The organism is Nonomuraea sp. NPDC049419 (assembly GCF_040676995.1).
Taxonomy (GTDB): Bacteria; Actinomycetota; Actinomycetes; order Streptosporangiales; family Streptosporangiaceae; genus Nonomuraea; species Nonomuraea salmonea.
In genome coordinates this window covers 168158-184384 of sequence record NZ_JBFAQB010000002.1, presented here as the reverse complement: position 1 = coordinate 184384, position 16227 = coordinate 168158, and the positions used below count along the sequence as shown (strand labels likewise).

The 16227-nt window shown below is 72.0% G+C and carries 24 protein-coding genes; 6 read left to right on the top strand and 18 right to left on the bottom strand.

Annotated features, from left to right (window positions below):
- Nucleotides 1-84: 84 nt before the first annotated feature.
- From AB0K12_RS06180 to AB0K12_RS06160, 5 genes are all read right to left on the bottom strand, one after another.
- Entirely contained in the window at nt 85-498 is a 414-nt protein-coding gene (locus AB0K12_RS06180; RefSeq protein WP_364556054.1) for a hypothetical protein, read from the bottom strand.
- A gap of 68 nt (nt 499-566) precedes the next feature.
- Nucleotides 567-1112, bottom strand: a complete 546-nt coding sequence (locus AB0K12_RS06175) for a TIGR00645 family protein (protein ID WP_364556052.1) — start codon at nt 1110-1112, stop codon at nt 567-569.
- Between the two features lie 74 nt (nt 1113-1186).
- Nucleotides 1187-1333, bottom strand: a complete 147-nt coding sequence (locus AB0K12_RS06170) for a hypothetical protein (protein ID WP_364556050.1) — start codon at nt 1331-1333, stop codon at nt 1187-1189.
- Between the two features lie 96 nt (nt 1334-1429).
- The gene (locus AB0K12_RS06165; protein WP_364556048.1) at nt 1430-1636 is read right to left on the bottom strand and encodes a hypothetical protein; all 207 of its coding nucleotides are present in this window, start codon (nt 1634-1636) and stop codon (nt 1430-1432) included.
- Between the two features lie 82 nt (nt 1637-1718).
- Nucleotides 1719-2069, bottom strand: coding sequence for a helix-turn-helix domain-containing protein (locus tag AB0K12_RS06160; RefSeq protein ID WP_364556046.1), 351 nt, complete (start codon nt 2067-2069; stop codon nt 1719-1721).
- 105 nt (nt 2070-2174) lie between these two features.
- Between AB0K12_RS06160 and AB0K12_RS06155 the strand changes: the two genes are divergently transcribed.
- Both AB0K12_RS06155 and AB0K12_RS06150 read left to right on the top strand, forming a co-directional pair.
- Nucleotides 2175-2933 carry an NAD(P)-binding domain-containing protein gene (locus tag AB0K12_RS06155; protein WP_364556044.1) on the top strand — a complete coding sequence of 253 codons (759 nt, stop codon included), beginning with the start codon at nt 2175-2177 and terminating at the stop codon, nt 2931-2933.
- A gap of 106 nt (nt 2934-3039) precedes the next feature.
- The gene (locus tag AB0K12_RS06150; RefSeq protein ID WP_364556042.1) at nt 3040-3411 is read left to right on the top strand and encodes a hypothetical protein; all 372 of its coding nucleotides are present in this window, start codon (nt 3040-3042) and stop codon (nt 3409-3411) included.
- 56 nt (nt 3412-3467) lie between these two features.
- Here the strand turns inward: AB0K12_RS06150 and AB0K12_RS06145 are convergent, their stop codons facing one another.
- Complete coding sequence (locus tag AB0K12_RS06145) at nt 3468-4124, bottom strand: endonuclease V (RefSeq protein ID WP_364556040.1); 657 nt, start codon at nt 4122-4124, stop codon at nt 3468-3470.
- Between the two features lie 36 nt (nt 4125-4160).
- Between AB0K12_RS06145 and AB0K12_RS06140 the strand changes: the two genes are divergently transcribed.
- Entirely contained in the window at nt 4161-5297 is a 1137-nt protein-coding gene (locus AB0K12_RS06140; protein WP_364556038.1) for an alpha/beta hydrolase, read from the top strand.
- Here AB0K12_RS06140 and AB0K12_RS06135 read toward each other — a convergent pair.
- The 4 genes from AB0K12_RS06135 to AB0K12_RS06120 all read right to left on the bottom strand — a co-directional run bounded on the left by AB0K12_RS06135 (nt 5278) and on the right by AB0K12_RS06120 (nt 8348).
- On the bottom strand, nt 5278-5997 hold the full coding sequence (locus tag AB0K12_RS06135) for a type 1 glutamine amidotransferase (protein WP_364557703.1): 720 nt from the start codon (nt 5995-5997) through the stop codon (nt 5278-5280). The two genes, AB0K12_RS06140 and AB0K12_RS06135, sit on opposite strands and share 20 nt — an antisense overlap.
- Nucleotides 5998-6245: 248 nt before the next feature.
- Nucleotides 6246-7073: a bifunctional 5,10-methylenetetrahydrofolate dehydrogenase/5,10-methenyltetrahydrofolate cyclohydrolase gene (locus AB0K12_RS06130; RefSeq protein ID WP_364556036.1), complete on the bottom strand. Its 828-nt coding sequence runs from the start codon at nt 7071-7073 to the stop codon at nt 6246-6248.
- Nucleotides 7074-7192: 119 nt separating this feature from the next.
- Nucleotides 7193-7798, bottom strand: coding sequence for a cyclodeaminase/cyclohydrolase family protein (locus tag AB0K12_RS06125; RefSeq protein ID WP_364556034.1), 606 nt, complete (start codon nt 7796-7798; stop codon nt 7193-7195).
- A 28-nt stretch (nt 7799-7826) separates the two neighbouring features.
- A complete protein-coding gene (locus AB0K12_RS06120) occupies nt 7827-8348 on the bottom strand; it encodes a hypothetical protein (RefSeq protein WP_364556032.1) in 522 nt (173 codons plus the stop codon).
- Nucleotides 8349-8506: 158 nt separating this feature from the next.
- Here AB0K12_RS06120 and AB0K12_RS06115 point away from each other — a divergent pair, with 158 nt between their 5' ends.
- Nucleotides 8507-9424, top strand: coding sequence for a superoxide dismutase (locus AB0K12_RS06115; RefSeq protein WP_364556030.1), 918 nt, complete (start codon nt 8507-8509; stop codon nt 9422-9424).
- 31 nt (nt 9425-9455) lie between these two features.
- On the opposite strand, the gene AB0K12_RS06110 is transcribed toward AB0K12_RS06115, so the two are convergent.
- From AB0K12_RS06110 to AB0K12_RS06095, 4 genes are all read right to left on the bottom strand, one after another.
- Nucleotides 9456-10088 (bottom strand): FMN reductase, encoded by a 633-nt coding sequence (locus AB0K12_RS06110; protein WP_364556028.1) that lies wholly within the window; start codon nt 10086-10088, stop codon nt 9456-9458.
- Nucleotides 10089-10124: 36 nt separating this feature from the next.
- Nucleotides 10125-11219 (bottom strand): LLM class flavin-dependent oxidoreductase, encoded by a 1095-nt coding sequence (locus AB0K12_RS06105; protein WP_364556026.1) that lies wholly within the window; start codon nt 11217-11219, stop codon nt 10125-10127.
- Nucleotides 11220-11297: 78 nt separating this feature from the next.
- Nucleotides 11298-11948 carry an NAD(P)H-binding protein gene (locus AB0K12_RS06100; protein WP_364556024.1) on the bottom strand — a complete coding sequence of 217 codons (651 nt, stop codon included), beginning with the start codon at nt 11946-11948 and terminating at the stop codon, nt 11298-11300.
- Nucleotides 11949-11958: 10 nt separating this feature from the next.
- Nucleotides 11959-12687: a helix-turn-helix domain-containing protein gene (locus AB0K12_RS06095; protein WP_355414248.1), complete on the bottom strand. Its 729-nt coding sequence runs from the start codon at nt 12685-12687 to the stop codon at nt 11959-11961.
- A gap of 71 nt (nt 12688-12758) precedes the next feature.
- Here AB0K12_RS06095 and AB0K12_RS06090 point away from each other — a divergent pair, with 71 nt between their 5' ends.
- Together AB0K12_RS06090 and AB0K12_RS06085 are read left to right on the top strand one after the other, a co-directional pair.
- On the top strand, nt 12759-13127 hold the full coding sequence (locus AB0K12_RS06090) for a metal-sulfur cluster assembly factor (protein WP_364373537.1): 369 nt from the start codon (nt 12759-12761) through the stop codon (nt 13125-13127).
- Entirely contained in the window at nt 13124-14107 is a 984-nt protein-coding gene (locus tag AB0K12_RS06085; RefSeq protein WP_364556021.1) for an amidohydrolase family protein, read from the top strand. The genes AB0K12_RS06090 and AB0K12_RS06085 overlap by 4 nt, the downstream gene beginning before the upstream one ends.
- On the opposite strand, the gene AB0K12_RS06080 is transcribed toward AB0K12_RS06085, so the two are convergent.
- The 4 genes from AB0K12_RS06080 to AB0K12_RS06065 are packed head-to-tail and all read right to left on the bottom strand — an operon-like array spanning nt 14069 to nt 16099.
- Nucleotides 14069-14587: an FtsW/RodA/SpoVE family cell cycle protein gene (locus AB0K12_RS06080; RefSeq protein ID WP_364556019.1), complete on the bottom strand. Its 519-nt coding sequence runs from the start codon at nt 14585-14587 to the stop codon at nt 14069-14071. The genes AB0K12_RS06085 and AB0K12_RS06080 overlap by 39 nt on opposite strands.
- A complete protein-coding gene (locus tag AB0K12_RS06075) occupies nt 14503-14754 on the bottom strand; it encodes a penicillin-binding transpeptidase domain-containing protein (protein ID WP_364556017.1) in 252 nt (83 codons plus the stop codon). Before AB0K12_RS06075 ends, AB0K12_RS06080 begins: the two co-directional genes overlap by 85 nt.
- Nucleotides 14751-14894 (bottom strand): hypothetical protein, encoded by a 144-nt coding sequence (locus AB0K12_RS06070; protein ID WP_364556015.1) that lies wholly within the window; start codon nt 14892-14894, stop codon nt 14751-14753. Before AB0K12_RS06070 ends, AB0K12_RS06075 begins: the two co-directional genes overlap by 4 nt.
- A complete protein-coding gene (locus AB0K12_RS06065; RefSeq protein WP_364556013.1) occupies nt 14891-16099 on the bottom strand; it encodes a rod shape-determining protein in 1209 nt (402 codons plus the stop codon). Before AB0K12_RS06065 ends, AB0K12_RS06070 begins: the two co-directional genes overlap by 4 nt.
- Nucleotides 16100-16227 lie beyond the last annotated feature (128 nt).

The window sequence follows — 16227 nt, the reverse complement described above, 5'->3', positions numbered from 1 at the left end:
GGTCGCGGGATCCCGCGACGGTGACGGGGTGAGGCGTGCCCGCCCGTACGGAGGGCGGGCACGTACGTCCTCACGCGTCCCTCTTCAGGCGTCGTCGTCCGATACCCGCGAAGCGCCCGGGCAGGACCCGGGTGCCTTGCTGAGCAGCGGCACCAGCCCGCCGCAGGTCGTCACGGGCAGTGACACCGGCTCGACGATCTCGTCATTGAAGATGATGACGTTGCCGATCAGGGACCCGCCGGTCTTGGGCGGCGCCTCGGCCGCCTCAGGGGGCTCCGCCGGTTCGGCGGGCTGCGCGGCTTCGGCGGGCTGTGCGGGCTCGGCGGGCTGCGGTTCTGCGGGTTGAGCGGGTCCGGCGGCGTTGGCGGCCGGCTGCGCCGGGGGCGGCTGCACGGCGTGGGCGGGGCCGCCGAGCAGCGCCATCGCCACGACCGCGATCCCGGCCGCACCCCCCAGCCGAACGACCCGCCGCCCACCCGGGGTGACCGCCGTCGTCACTGCCGCCGTCGCCCCTGCAGCGTTCGCCCCTGCGGTCGCGTCAGGGAGCCGTGCCCCGTCCGGCCGCTTTAGGCGGCCATCCGCTGCTGCGGCATCTGGCCCGAGTCTTCGCTGCTGCCGGTGCCGTGGCTGGGACGCCCGCCCGCCATGATGCGGTCGATCATGGCGAGCGCCAGGGCCGAGACCACGAAGGTCAGGTGGATCAGCGTCTTCCATATGAGCTCCCTGTCGGTGATCTCGGGACGTGCCGCGTTGATGAATATCTGGAGGAGGTGGATGGAGGAGATGCCGATGATCGCCATCGCCAGCTTGACCTTCAGCACGTTGGCGTTCACGTGCGAGAGCCATTGCGGCTGGTCGGGATGTCCCTCGATGCGCAATCGGGAGACGAACGTCTCGTAGCCGCCGATGATGACCATGATGAGCAGGTTCGAGATCATCACGACGTCCACGAGCCCGAGGACGATCAGCATCACGGTGGTCTCCGCCGGCGTGCCGCCGAAGCCCAGGTGGACCAGATGGACCAGCTCCGCCATGAAGCGCCACACGTAGACGACCTGGGCCACGATCAGCCCGAGGTAGAGCGGCACCTGGATCCATCGGCTGAGGAACATGACGTAACCGACACGCCGGAGCGGGGACACTGGCCCGGCCGGCGTGTCGGTCACGGGCACCTGCGCGAGACGCACTACGACGTCAGGATGTTGATGTGCTGGACGAAGGTCTGCATCTCAATGAGTGGGGGATCCAACGAGCCGAGAGTGTCGAGGACGATAGGGGGCGTACCGGACGCCATCGCCAGGGCGGCGACGGCGAGCAGGACTCGTGCCTTCAACGGAACTCCTTGCTGCTGCGCTTCGATGGCTGGGACCGGGCGGCGTGGGGGCGCCGTCCGTGCCGTGTCGAGAGGTGGTCCCTTACCTGTGTCGCGTCAGGGCGCGAGGCAGCCCGTCAGGGGCAGCTCGGCCGGCAGCCCGGGAGCGGCGGGGTCGATCAGCGTGGTGAGTTCGGTGGCGGTGGAGACGCAGTCGAGCACGAGGGCGGGATCGACGACGGCGTGCGACGCGGGTGCGGCCAGCAGCGTGAGACCACCGGCGACGACGGCGGCGACGGCTGCCCTGCGCAAAGCGATGTACATGGAACCTCCTGGGAGTTGGTGAGGAACAACCTCCAACTAGCTACCCAGAGTAGTTATTCAGTAACACTGCGTCTAAGTGAACTCAGGGAAAACGGGTGCCGTCCATCCGGTCCTGCGCGTCCAGCACCTCGTCGGCGTGGTCGAAGGCCCATTCGCCGAACGCCGCGATCGGGGGCAGCAGGGAGCGGCCGAGCTCGGTGAGCTCGTACTCGACCCTGGGCGGGGCCTCGGCGTACGCGTGACGGGTCACCAGGCCGTTGTACTCCAGGCGGCGCAGAGTCTCGGTCAGCACCTTGGTGCTGATGCCGCCGATCGTGTCCCGCAGCTCTCCCGGCCGGCGCGGGCCGTGCCGCAGCGCCCACAGCACGACCGCGTTCCACGTGTTGCCCAGCAGGTCGAAGGCCAGCCTGGCCTGGCAGTCGGCGAGGAACAACAGCGGCCTCCGTTAGGCACCGAATGGTGTGCGACGAGCTTTCTAGTGTCCTCCTATCACGGTAAAGCCCCACACCGGGGGACTTATGGCTGGAAGGCGGGACATATGCGGATCGGGATCCTGGGCGCGGGCGGCATGGCGGACGCCCTGGGCACGCAGTGGGCACGTGCCGGACACGAGGTGATGGTCAGCGGCCGGGACGAGTCGAGCGGCGCCACACGCGCGAAGACCATGATCGCCGCCCTCACCGCCACGCCGGGCGAGGTGCGGCCAACCTCCCCTGGCGGGCCGGAGGAGGTGCAGCCCGGATCGTCCGGAGGGCCGGAGGAGGTGCGGACGGGATCGTCCGGAGGGCCGGGGGAGGTGCGAAGTGGGTCGTTCGCGGAGGTGGCCGCGTTCAGCGAGGTCGTCGTGGTGGCGGTCAGGGAGGCGGGCCTGCTCGACACGCTCAGAGCCACCGGTACGGCCCTGCGTGGCAAGCCGCTCATCGACCTCGTCAACACCGCCGACATCTTCGCCTACGACCCCACCCGCCCCATCGCCCGCCTGATCGCCGACGTCACCGGCGGCCACGTGGTGAAGGCGTTCAACCTGTGCAACGTGGACGTGTGGCGGATGACGCCGCCGGTGTTCGACGGCCGTCCGCTGGCGGTGCCCCTGTGCGGCGACGACCAGGAGGCGCTGGACGCCGCCCGTACGCTGGTCACCGCCCTCGGCTGCACCCCCGTGGACGGCGGCGGCCTCGACCGGGCGATGCTGCTGGAGGCGACGGCCGCGTTCGTGATCGGCCTGTGGTTCGGCGGCGCTGACGCGCAGGCGATCCTGCCGCCGCTGGTCTCATCAGGTGAGCACCGCTGCAGCTGATACATCAGCGGGCGTAGACAGGACCGCGACGTACGGCGGATGCCCGCCCGATCTCCCGCCGACATGCTGAAGACCTTCGTCCACAGCGGTCAGAGGGAGAAGTCGAGTGGTCACCGAGGTCGCCGGCAGGACCGGATACCCCACCACGTTCAAGGTCGTCACCGTGCTCAACACGCTGGCCGTGCTGCTCCAGGCGGTGACGGCCGGGCAGCTCATGAGCGGGGGAGCGGCGGGCCTGCACGGCATGGGGGCGAGCGCGGTGCACCTGCTGGGGCTGGTGCAGCTCGTCGTCGCCGTGCTGCTGTGGCGGCCGGGGCGGGGCGCCGGGTGGCCGGCGGTGGTGAGCGCGGGGGTGCTGCTGCTCGGGTTCGTCCAGTCGATGCTGGGCGGGTCGGGGGCGGTGGCGGCGCACGTACCGCTCGGGATGGCGCTCTTCGGGCTCAGCGTCTGGCTGCTCGTCTGGGCCTGGCGACGCTGACCCGCCGGCCGGGGGCTCGGCCGCCCGGCCGGCGCGGGGGCCGGGCCCGGCGATCGTTACGGGTGTCTGGCGAGGTGGTCGGCGTGGCGGATCGGCTCCGGCAGGCGGTAGCGGGCCGCCAGGCTCAGGACCTGCTCGGCGGCGACGTCCAGCGAGATGCGGTGGCCCTGGGAGACGTACACCGGCTTGACGCCCCGCTGTGTGCGCAGGGCACGGCCCACCGTCGCGCCCTCGTGGACGATGGGCGTCCAGGAGCCGCGCTCGTCTCCGGGCGGCTCGTGCGTGCCGACGAACGGCGTCTTGCCCACTCCGAGTGACGGCAGCCCGGTCAGCACGCCCAGGTGACATGCCAGGCCGAAACCGCGGGGGTGCGCGAGTCCGTACCCGTCGCAGACGAGCAGGTCGGGCGTGGCCCTGAGTCGTTCGAGCGCCGTCACGAGCGCGGGCAGCTCGCGGAAGGCGAACAGCCCCGGCACGTACGGGAACGCCGCCTTCCCGTGCGCCACGACCTGCTCCACCGGCTCCAGCGTGCCCGCGTCCAGCACGACCACGGCCGCCGTCAGCGCGTCGTCGCCGCGATAGTGCACGTCGAGCCCCGCGATCAGCTCGAACGTGGACGGCCCGTCCAGCTCGACCCTGGACCTGAGCCGATCCTGGATGGCCTCCGCCTCGGGAACGCTCGACGGCCAGGGATGAAGCTGTTCCACATGCACCCGCCCAAGCTATCCCGTTCTGTAAGGTCGGGGATCATGAGCGAGGTCCTGGTCGTGGTCGGTCCCGGGGTGGTGGCGGACACCCGGCTGCTCAGGGAGATCGCCGACCGCGAGTTCGCGGCCCAAGCTGTGACGGGGGCCGTCGCGTTCGCCGAAGACCCCACCCACCTGCAGGTCCTGCTCGGGACGTGCGAGGCCGCCGTGGTCCTCGATCGACCCACCGGCCAGGTGACGACCCCACCGGTGACCGTCTGGGTGGACCTCGAACGCACGGACTCCGGGGAGGGCGTGCGGCGTATCCAAGGGCGCGGCGTCCAGGGGCTGGCGTGGGGCATCCGACACGCTGTGCACCGCATGCGCCACCCGGGCATCAGACGCGTCACCTACGGAACCGAGCCCGACCAGTGGGCCGACCTGTACGCGCCGGAAACGCGCCGCCATGAGGACGGACGTGACGGGGCGCAGGAGCCGTGGACCACCACCGAGACCGGCCTCCCGGTGGTGGCGCTGATCCACGGCGGCTACTGGCGCTCGATCTGGGCCGCCGACCTGATGGAGCCGCTCTGCGCCGACCTCCTCGGACGCGGCTTCGCCGTGTGGAACATCGAGTACCGCCGCCCCGACCTGCACGGCTGGGACGCCACGACCAGCGACATCGCCACCGCCCTTTCCACCCTCCACGACACGGGCGCCACCGGCGCGGCGGGGCTGGACCTGAGCAGGGTGGCCGTCGTCGGCCATTCGGCAGGAGGGCAACTCGCCTTGCGGGCAGCGGCGGACGGGGCCCTCGTGTCGCTGGCCGTGTCACTGGCGGGCGTACTCGACCTCGAAGCAGGCGACCGCCGCTGGCTCAGCGCCGGCGCAGTCGCCGCCGCCCTGGGCCACCCGTCAAGATCCCCGCTCGGCCGGCCGCCGGGGCCTGCGCGGGCCGACCGGTACGCGGAGTCGTCGCCTCTCCGGCGCGTGCCGCTGGGCGTGCCGCAGCTCATCGTCCAGGGGGCCGAGGACGATCTGGACCTGGTCGACTTCTCCCGCCGTTACGCCGTGGCGGCCAGGGCGGCGGGGGACGACGTGACGTACCTGGAGTTGCCCGGCGGGCACTTCGACGTCATCGCGCCCACGGCCCCGATCTGGCGTGCCGCCGTGAGCGCCATCACGGACGCGCTCCGCTGACCGAGCGGCGCCGCTCGCCCGGCCCGGGGGCGGCGGCCAGGGCGGCGAAACGGCCGGCCACCTGCCGCCAGACCGGCGTGGACACCGGCTCGTCGGCCACGGCCTGCGCATAGACCTCGTCGGGGTCGAACCCGTCGACCTCCCACTGACGTATGCGCGCCGGCACCACCTCCGGATGGAACTGCACCCCCCACGCCCGCGCGCCCACCCGGAACGCCTGGTACGGGCAGCGCTCGGTCTCGGCGAGGTGCACGGCGCCGCCGGGGAGCCGGGTGACGGCGTCCTTGTGGTGCTCGATGGCGGGCACGACGGGCGGCAGGCCGTGGAACAGCGGGTCGGCGGCCGCCTCGGCCCTGATGGTGACGGGGAGGCTGCCGTTCTCGGGCAGGCCGGTGTCGCCGGTCACCTCGCCGCCCGCCACCTCGGCCAGCATCTGCCCGCCCAGGCAGATGCCGAACACCGGCACCTCATCGGCCAGCGCCTGCCCCATGAGCCGGCGGGCGTCCCGCAACCAGGGCGCACGGTGGTCCTCACTCGGGAGATAACCGCCGCCGAGCATGATCAGGGCATCATGCCGCAACCGCTCGGGCAACGCGGCCCCCTCGTGGGCGAGCACGACGTCGGGCCGCAACCCGGACGCGGCCAGCCAGTCGCCCAGACGGCCGGGACCGCCGCTCCTGCTGTTCTGGATGATGAGCACGTCAGGCAACGCCGGCCTCCACGAGATAGGAAAGAGGAACGATCAAGGCTGGTGGACGATCTGCGCAAGGGAGCAGCTCAACGAAGGACCCTCACCACACAACCGGGGCACCGGTCGCCGCGGACCTGCGCCACATGACCGGGGCGCTGGTCGTTGCGGGCCTGCGCTGGATGAGCGCTGCCGCGGGGCGCGGCCCTCCGCCCGGTGGGCGCGGCAAGGAGCGGGGTTGAGCGTGGTTCGGGGGGAGGTCACGGGAGGTTGGCGGCCCTGGCGGTGTGGCGGAGGAGGAGGGCGGTGGTGACCGGGCCGACGCCGCCGGGCACCGGGGTGAGGGCGGCGGCCACGTCCGCGACGGCGGCGGCGTCGACGTCGCCCGTGAGGCCGCCGTCGTCGGTGGGGTTGGTGCCGACGTCGATGACCACGGCGCCGGGGGCCACGTGGTCGCGGCCGATCAGGCCGGCGCGTCCGGCGGCGGCGACCAGCACCTCGGCCCGCGCGGTGACGGAGGCGAGGTCGCGGGTGCGCGAGTGGGCGACGGTGACCGTGGCGTGCCGGTCGAGCAGCAGGTGGGCGAGCGGCTTGCCGACCACGGTCGAGCGGCCGACCACCACGGCCCGCCGCCCCTCCAGCGGCACCTCGTAGTGGTCGAGCAGCGCCATCACGGCGGCCGCCGTGGCGGGCGGGAACGCGGGCAGCCCGGCGGCCAGCCGGCCGAGCGAGAGCGGGTTGGCGCCGTCGACGTCCTTACGCGGGTCGATGGCGGCGGCCAGCTGCTGCGCCGACGCGCCCGGGGGCAGCGGGGTCTGGAGCATGACGCCGTGGACGTCGGGCGCGGCGGAGAGCCTGGCCAGCGTCTCGGCGATCTGGTCGGGGGCGGCATCGGGGCCGAGGTCGACGACGTCACAGGCGATGCCGACGCCGGCCGCCGCCTTGGCGATCGAGCGGACGTACCACAGGCTCGCCTCGTCGGCGGTGGCCACCACCACGGCCAGTCGCGGCGGCGCCCCCGCGGCGGCCTCCGCCTGCGTCTGCGCCCTGATCGCGGCCGCCAGGTCCTTGCCGGTCAGTGTCTTCAACGGTCGTCCTGCCCCCTGCTGTCGGGCGGATGCCCCCACCGGGCCCGCCACCTGTCCTCACGCGCCGCCGCGATCACCGCTCAGCTCGCTCCGCGCTGCCAGGCCGCCGCCATCCGATCTCACGGCTTGATCTGTTCGCGCACTTCGGCGGTCACCCAGTCTGCCCTGGCGACGGCGGCGTCGACACCGGACATGCGGATGTTCAGCTCCTCGCGTACCCGCTCGTCCTTGATGCCGCCGAGGTTGATCTCGACGTTGACGCGGCCCGTGGTGAGGGCGGCGCGGGCCGCGTCCGCCGCGGCGGCCACGTCGCTGAGGACGTTGCGGTTGCAGATCGGCAGCAGCAGCTCGCACAGCTCGACCACGCGCGCGGCGGCCTCGATGACGCGGGCGGGCGGCTCGGCCGCCCCGGCCAGGGCCCTGGCGATGGTGGCGGTGCGCTCCTCGCCCTTGGGCAGCCGGTACGCGTCGGTGACGGCGGTGAAGGCGGCCGCGTCCTCCTCGGCCAGCCGCAGCGCCCGCGCCCGCAACGTGTCGGTCTCGGCGATCATGGCGCCGACGGTCTTGGCGTGGGCGGCGTACTTCTCGCCCGTGGTGTAGCGGGCCACCATGCCGAGCAGCGCGGCGCCCTGGGCCGCGTGCAGGGCCGCCGTGGCGCCGCCGCCGGGCGCGGGCACCCGGTCGGCCAGCCGGCTCAGGAAGTCGTCGATCGTCGTGTCGCGCATGGCGGCATTCTGTCAGGCCTGGGCAGGTTCACTCGCGGTACATCGGGCGCGTGGCGTCCTCGGGCCGCCCGGTGGGCGGCGGCAGGTAGGGGGAGGGTCCCGGCTGCCACTGCCCCTCGTACGGGTCCACGGCCCGCGCCCGCCCCCGCCAGCGCGACGGGAACGCCGACACGACCAGCAGTGCCACGCCGAGCAGGAACTGCAGCCCCGAGTACGTCAACGTCATGAACCCGCTCTGCAGGGAGGACGGCAGCAACGCGTCGGGCAGCAGCCGCGTCCCCGTGCTGATCTCGGCGAACGGCAGCACGCCCAGCCCCGTGTACGCCAGCCCGCCGAGCAGCGAGGCGACGGGCGACAGCCGCGAGCCGGCCAGGAAGGCGAGGAGGATCCCCGAGACGGCCAGCACCCCGAGGGCGACCCAGGAGACGCGCAGCTCTCGCTGGGCGGTGACGGACAGCTCGCCCACGCCGTACCAGAGGCCGGCGGCGAGCAGGGCGGGCAGGAGCAGCCCGGCGAGCACTCCCAGAGCGTGACGGGCACTATTTGTCATGATCTACCCCGTTTGCTTGGCTCTGTCCCAACCTACTCGCTGGGCCCGCCCGCCGCAGGACCCACGAAGCATCACCGATGGGGCGGACAATCTGAGAAGTATCTGAGAAGCCGCGAACGGGTCTTTGCCGCAGAAGATCCCGCGGGCATCGTGGGCGCATGAGATCCGCGATCCAGAAGACCGCACTCAGCGCACTCGCCGCGGTCCTGCTCGGCGCCACGCTCCACGGCCCCGCGCAGGCGGCGACGAGAACCGACACGTTCCCCCTGCCTGACGGCTTCCAGCCGGAGGGCATCGCGATCGCCGGCGACCACGCCTACTTCGGCTCGCGCGCCACCGGCGACATCTACCGCGCCGACCTGCGTACCGGCAGGGGGAGGGTGATCAGCAAGGGTCCCGGCACGCCGTCGCTCGGCCTGGAGACCGACGGCCGCGGGCGGCTGTTCGTGGCGGGCGGCAACGCGGGCGACGCTCGGGTGATCGACCTGCGCACCGGAAGGGTGCTCAAGTCGTACCGGCTCGCCACCGGCACGTCGTTCGTCAACGACGTGATCATCGCCGGCCGGTCCGCCTACTTCACCGACTCCAGCAACCCCGTCCTGTACAAGCTGGACCTCGGCCGCCGCGGCAGGCTGCCCGCCAAGGCCGTCAAGATCCGGCTCAGAGGAGACATCAAGTACGGCGAGGGCATCAACGCCAACGGCATCGTCGCCAGCCCCGACGGCCGCTCGCTACTCGTCGTCCAGTCGAACACCGGCAAGCTCTTCGAGGTCAACCCGCGGTCCGGGTTCACCGAGGAGGTCAGGCTGCGCGGCACGAACCTGACCAACGGCGACGGCCTGCTGCTGGAGGGCCGCACCCTGTACGCCGTCCAGAACAGGGACAACCGGATCGCGGTGATCAGGCTGTCCCGTGACGGCGAATCGGGCAGGCTCGTCAAGCGCATCACTCACCGCGAGTTCGACGTGCCCACGACGGTCGCCGCCCACGGCCCCCGCCTCTACCTCCCCAACGCCCGCTTCAGCACGACCCCGGCCCCCGACACGAAGTACGACGTCGTCTCGGTCAAGCGCTGATCATCCGCCCCGGGGCACCGCCCCGGGGCGTTCACCCCCTTTGGTCGGAGTCGGCCGGGCGCAGCGCGGCGAGCTGCTGCTCGAACGGCACGACCTCCTCCGGCTCGGCCCGCCGCGGCACGCGGTGCAGCAGCAGCGCGGCCAGCTCCTCGGCGGCGCGCTCGATGCGCTCGCCCAGCCCGTCGGTGAAGGCGTCCCTGCCGCCGCCCCAGTCCTCGGAGGCCGCGTACACGGCGGTCGGCACGACCACGGCCCGCAGGTACGCGAACAGCGGCCGCAGCGCGTGCTCCAGCGCCAGCGAGTGCCGCGCGGTGCCGCCGGTGGCCGCGATGAGCACCGGCTTACCGGTCAGCGCGGTGTTGTCGACCACGTCGAAGAACGACTTGAACAGCCCGCTGTAGGACCCGCTGAAGATCGGCGTGACCGCGATGAGCGCGTCCGCCGCCGTCACGGTCTCGATGGCCGCGCGCAGCCGGCCGTTGGGGAAGCCGGTGACGAAGGCGTTGGCGATGTCCACGGCGAGGTCGCGCAGCTCCACGGTCTCGGCCTTCACGGCTTCTGCCCGGGGCGCGACCGCCTGGGCGACCGCCTCGCCCAGGCGGTCGCCGAGCAGGCGGGTGGAGGAGGGCTGGGTCAATCCCGCCGTGACGACGACGAGCTTCATGAGGGGAGGTCTCCTTTCGCAGCGAAGGAAGGCAGGTCAGGCGCCGACGGGAGCGGACGCGTCCCGCGCCGCCAGCAGCGACGCGTGCGTGGGCGCGCCGGGCACCTCGGCGGGGCGGTCCTTGGCGAACTCCTTGCGCAGCACCGGCACGACCTCCTCGCCGAGGATGTCGAGCTGCTCCAGCACGGTCTTCAGCGGCAGGCCCGCGTGGTCCATGAGGAAGAGCTGGCGCTGGTAGTCGCCGAAGAACTCCCTGAACTCGAGCGTCCTGTCGATGACCTGCTGCGGGCTGCCCACGGTGAGCGGCGTCTCGGCCATGAACTCCTCCAGCGAGGGGCCGTGGCCGTAGACGGGGGCGTTGTCGAAGTAGGGGCGGAACTCGCGTACCGCGTCCTGGGAGTTCTTGCGGATGAACACCTGCCCGCCGAGCCCCACGACGGCCTGCTCGGGCGTGCCGTGGCCGTAGTGGGCGTAGCGCTGCCGGTAGAGGCTGATCAGGCGCATGAAGTGCTCCTTCGGCCAGAAGATGTTGTTGGCGAAGAAGCCGTCGCCGTAGTAGGCGGCCTGCTCGGCGATCTCGGGGCTGCGGATCGAGCCGTGCCACACGAACGGCGGCACGCCGTCGAGCGGGCGCGGGGTGCTGGTGAAGCCCTGCAGCGGCGTACGGAAGCGGCCCTCCCAGTCGACGACGTCCTCGCGCCACAGCCGGTGCAGCAGCGCGTAGTTCTCGATGGCCAGCGGGATGCCCTGCCTGATGTCCTGCCCGAACCACGGGTAGACGGGCCCCGTGTTGCCGCGCCCCAGCATGAGGTCCACCCGGCCGTCGGCGAGGTGCTGCAGCATGGCGAAGTCTTCGGCGATCTTCACGGGGTCGTTGGTCGTGATCAGCGTCGTGGCCGTGGACAGCTGCAGGCGCTCGGTCCTGGCCGCGATGTAGCCCAGCATGGTGGTGGGCGAGGACGGCACGAAGGGCGGGTTGTGGTGCTCGCCGGTCGCGAAGACGTCGAGGCCGACCTCCTCCGCCTTGAGCGCGATCGCCACCATCGCCTTGATCCGCTCGTGCTCCGAGGGGGTTGTGCCGGTGGTGGGGTCGGTGGTGACGTCACCCACGCTGAAGATGCCGAACTGCACTTTAGTCACCATCCATGACTGTTGAATATTTGACGAGTACGGTAGCGCCAGAGCACGCCGGGTTATTCCATCATCAGTTCAGAGCGCGTTGATGTCCGCGGGCCCGAGTATCCGCTTCGGCGCCCCGCGCTCGGCCACCGCGATCATCGCCTGCCCGATCCGCTCCGTCGTGGTCACCTGCGCGGCGAACAGCCGCCGCAGGATCGGGTAGAGCGGCCTGGTCACCATGTACGCCAACCGGTAGAGCGCCGTGCGCGAGGTCACCCCGTGCACCGGCTGGATGTAGCCGGGCCGGAACATGTACGCCTCCAGCGGCAGCGCCAGCAGCGCGTTCTCGGTCTCGCCCTTCACCCGGGCCCACATGGCCCGCCCGCCGGCGTCGGCGCCCATGCCCGAGACGTACACGAAGGTCGATCCTGGGCTGAGCCTGGCCAGCGTCCGCCCGGCCGCCAGCGCGAAGTCGTAGGTGACCCGGCGGTAGCCGGGCTCCCGCATGCCCGCCGACGACACCCCGAGGCAGAAGAAGCAGGCGTCGTGGCCGCGCAGCTCGTCCTCGATCGGGCTCAGGTCGTCGAGCGCCGCGTGCCTGACCTCGCGCAGCTTCGGGTGCGTGACCCCCGTGGGGGCGCGGCCGACCGCCAGCACGGCCGTCACCCGCTCGTCGGCCAGGCACTCCCTGAGCACGCCGCGCCCGATCATGCCGGTCGCCCCGAACAGGATCACCTTCATGCCGTTCCTCTCACGTCAGGTCGCCGACGGCCTCCTCCAGGCGGGCGCGGGCCCGGGCGGGGATGGTCAGGCCGCGGGCGGAGATGCCGATGGCCCACGACGTGCCCGGCACCACCGCGCCCGCGCAGGCCACCTCGTCCCTGAACTGCCCGTGCTCCTCCACCACCTGCCCCGGGGATAAGCCCGCCAGCTCCTCCTCGACGTCCTCCACGCTGGCGGGAGTGGAGGAGGTGAAGCGGCGCAGGCCGTACTCGGTCAATATGTCACGCCGCGTCCGCTGCGGGAGCGAGAGCAGCAGCGCCTTGCCGAGCGCGGTGGCGTGCGGCGCGGTGTCCAGGCCCGCCTGCAGGTCCTCAAGCCAGGGGGAGCGCGGCCCCTCGGCGACGTCCAGCACGATCAGCCGGCCGCCGAGCAGCTGCGCGAGGTACGCGGTGTGCCCCGTCACCGCCGACAGGTGGCGCAGCACGACCGAGGCGCGGGGCGGGCGGTCGAAGGCGTCGATCATCTCGTGGAAGCGCTCGGCGACCTGGGTGCCCGGCAGGTAGTCGCCGTCCGGGCAGCGGTACAGGTAGCCCTCGTAGCACAGGGTGCGGACGAGGTGGTAGGAGGTCGACAGGTTGAGCCCGCACCGCCGTGCGATGACCTTGACCGACAGCGGCCGGTCGGCGCGCGAGACCTCCTCCAGGACGCGAAGGGCACGGGAGACGCTGCGTATCAGATCGCTCGGTTCTTCGGTCATCCCTCAAGCATGTGCGCTATCTGAAAATCGGACGCCTACCCCAGGCGGCACACCCGTCCGACGATGAGGCCATGCCGGAGATACCGCAGTGGGCCAGTGAGGCGCTGTCGGGGGTCTACGACCCGTGCTGCCGGGAGAAGGGCATCTCCGTCGTGGAGATGGGCCTCGTCAGGTCCGTCGAGGTGCGCGACGGGCGGGCCAGGGTGGAGCTGCTGCTGACGTCGGGCTGGTGCCCGTTCGCCGCCCGCGTGCTGTCGGAGGTGCGCGAGCGCATCGAGGAGCAGCCGGGCGTCCGCGAGGCCGAGGTCGAGATCGTCTGGGACGAGGTGTGGACGACGGAGCGGCTCTCCCCGAGGGCGGACCGCCTGCTGCGCTTCCTGCCCGACCCCGCGCAGGTGCCCGACAAAGCCGCCTACATCGCGAGAAGGGAACGACGGTGATCGACGACTTCTTCGTGTTCGACAGCGTGGCGCACGTGTTCAACTTCGAGCCCAAGAACGCCTTCGGCGACCCGGGCCGGATGTTCTCCAACCACCTGTACGCCTTCCACACCACCCTCACCCCGGAGGGCGAGCCCAAGCTGCCGCCCGAGGAGTTCCTGCGGCAGTGGACGATCGACGACATCCACCGCATGGTCTTCGACGAGTCCGGCACCGACATGCTCGTCGCCATGCCGCTGCCGCTCACCGACCTCTACCACGACGGCCTGTCGCCCTGGCAGGAGTGCGCCGAGCTGGCCGCCCGCGACCCCGATCGGGTCGTCTTCTGGGGCTCGGTCAATCCGCTGGAGGGCCGCAAGGCGCTGGACCTGATGGAACGCCAGGTGGGGGAGTACAACGCGCGGGCGTTCAAGCTCTACAACGTCCGCTACGACTACGGCTCGCCGTACCCGTGGCGGATGGACGACCCCCGGGTGGCCTTTCCCATCTTCGAGAAGGCCCGCGACCTCGGCGTCAACCTGATCGGCGTGCACAAGGGCGTCCCGCTGGGGCCGCAGCCGATCGAGCACACCCAGACGTGGGACATGGACGGCGCCGCCGCCAGCTTCCCCGACATCAACTTCGTCATCTTCCACGTCGGCCTGCCGTTCCTGGACGAGACCTGCTGGCAGCTCATCCGCTACCCCAACCTGTACGCCGACCTCGCGGCCACGATCAACTTCATCGTGCGGGCGCCCAGGATGTTCGCCGAGATCCTCGGCAAGCTGCTCTTCTGGTGCGGCGAGGACAAGATCATCTACGGTTCGGAGGCGCCGATCTTCCACCCGCAGTGGGCGCTGCGCGCGTTCAGGGACTTCCAGATCCCGCAGGACCTGTGCGAGGGGTACGGCTACCCGCAGCTCACCGACCAGGCCAAGCGCAAGATCCTGGGGGAGAACCTGCTACGCCTGCACGGCCTTGCTCCGGTGCACGGCCTGTAGCAGCCCGACGGCCACCAGACCGGCCACCGTGGCGGAGCCGCCGTACGAGACGAACGGCAGCGGCACCCCCACGATCGGCGTCAGCCCCAGCGTCATGCCCACGTTCATGAACGTCTGGACCCCGAGCCAAGAGACCATGAACCGCAGCGTCTGCGCCGACGCGGGCAGCCGGCCCGCCACCGGCGGCGTGATCTCCCGCACCGCCGTGCCGTCAGGGCGGACCACCCGCAGGCCGACGCGCGGGCTGTGCAGGGTGCCGCCGTTCGCGATCGCCGCGTACGCCCGCGCCAGCTGCAGCGGCGTGACCAGCACGCCGCCCTGCCCGATGGCGAGGTTCGCCGCGTCGCCGCCCCGCCACGTGCCACCGCCCCGGCAGTTCTCCCGCGCCAGCTCCCTCAGGTACGCCGCCCGCGCCCGGTCCGCGAGCTCCGGGTAGCCCTGTCCGCGCGGCGGCAGCTGTCGGCCCTCGTCGCCCGCCACCGCTCCTTCTTGGCTGCCTCGCCCGGCAGGTTCACGCCCGTCGGCGCGCCGAACCCGAACCCGCGCGCCGTCCGCTCCAGCGCCGGCGAGCCGCGCCGCCACAGCTCGTCCGCCAGCCGGTAGAAGATCGTGTCGCACGAGTGCACCAGCGCCCCGTGCATGGTCATCCGGCCCAGGTCCGCGCTGCCGCGGCGCCGTAGACGGTGGCGCCGGCCGCGCGCAAGGGGTCGAGCGGCGTCACCGTGCGGTCCACCACGACCAGCGGGACCGCGACCGCGAGCACCACCAGGACGAACGCCCGTCTCACCGCCGTGACCATTCGGGCAGCAGCACGTCACGCATCGCCTGGAACCGCTCGACGCAGCGGCCCGCGCCGAGCGCCACCGAGTAGAGCGGCTTGTCCACGACCCTGATCGGCATGCCGGTCGCCGCACCCATGCGCTCGGCCAGGCCGCGTAACAGCGCGCCGCCGCCGGTCAGCACGATGCCGTTGTCCAGCAGGTCGCCCGCCAGCTCGGCCGGGCACTGGTCGAGCGTGGTCTGGACGGCGTCGATGATGGCCTGCACCTGGTCCTCGATGGCCTCGCTGATCTCCTCGGAGGTGATGGTGGCCGTCTTCGGCAGGCCGCTGACCAGGTCGCGGCCCCGCACGGGGGCCGAGGTCCGCACCGGCGCGGGGCTCTGCGCCGCCGGCGCGCTCTCCGGCCTGGCCCTGGACCTGAACGGGTTCCAGCCGCGCGGCGCGGGCGGCTCCCGGGGCTCCTCCTCGGGCGCCACGACGTCGTCCGGCGGCTCGGGCACCGGGCCCACCCGGTGGCGTCCTCGCGGCGTCTCGTCCGCGTCGGGCGCCGGGAGCGCCACGCCCAGGTCGATCTTCAACCGCTCCGCCGTACGCTCGCCGAGCAGCAGCGCGTGCTCCTTCTTGACGTACGTGATGATCGCCTCGTCCAGCTCGTCGCCGCCCACCCGCAGCGACTTGGCGACCACGACGCCGCTCATCGAGACGATCGCCACCTCGGTGGTGCCGCCGCCGATGTCCACGACCATGTTGCCGGTGGCCTCGCCCACCTTCAGCCCGGCGCCGATCGCGGCCGCCATGGGCTCCTCGATGATGTGCACCCGCCGCGCGCCCGCCTCGTACGCGGCCTCCTTGACCGCCCGCTGCTCGATCGAGGTGGTGCCGCTCGGGACCGCCACCACGATGCGCGGCCTGGCGAGGAACCGGCTCGGGTGCGCCCGCTGGATGAACATCCGTAACATCCGCTCCGCCGCGTCCAGGTCCGCGATCACGCCGTCCTTGAGCGGCCTGATCGTGGCGATGTGCGGGGGAGTGCGGCCGACCATCCGCTTGGCGGCCTTGCCGACGGCGACCACGGTGTTCTTGTGCAGGTTGATCGCTATGACGGAGGGCTCGTTGAGCACGATGCCCTTCCTGCGGACGTAGACGAGCGTGTTGGCGGTGCCCAGGTCGACCGCTATGTCATGACCGAGAAGAGCCCATGCGCACGCCATCGCCGCACAGCCTTTCGACCGGAACAGGGCAGGGGGACACTGCCCGCCCAGCCGCTGCCCTCAGTAACCCCCCCCCACAAACGGCACAAACCCCTAACCCGCCGCTTTCCAGGGCTCTCCAGGGCTCT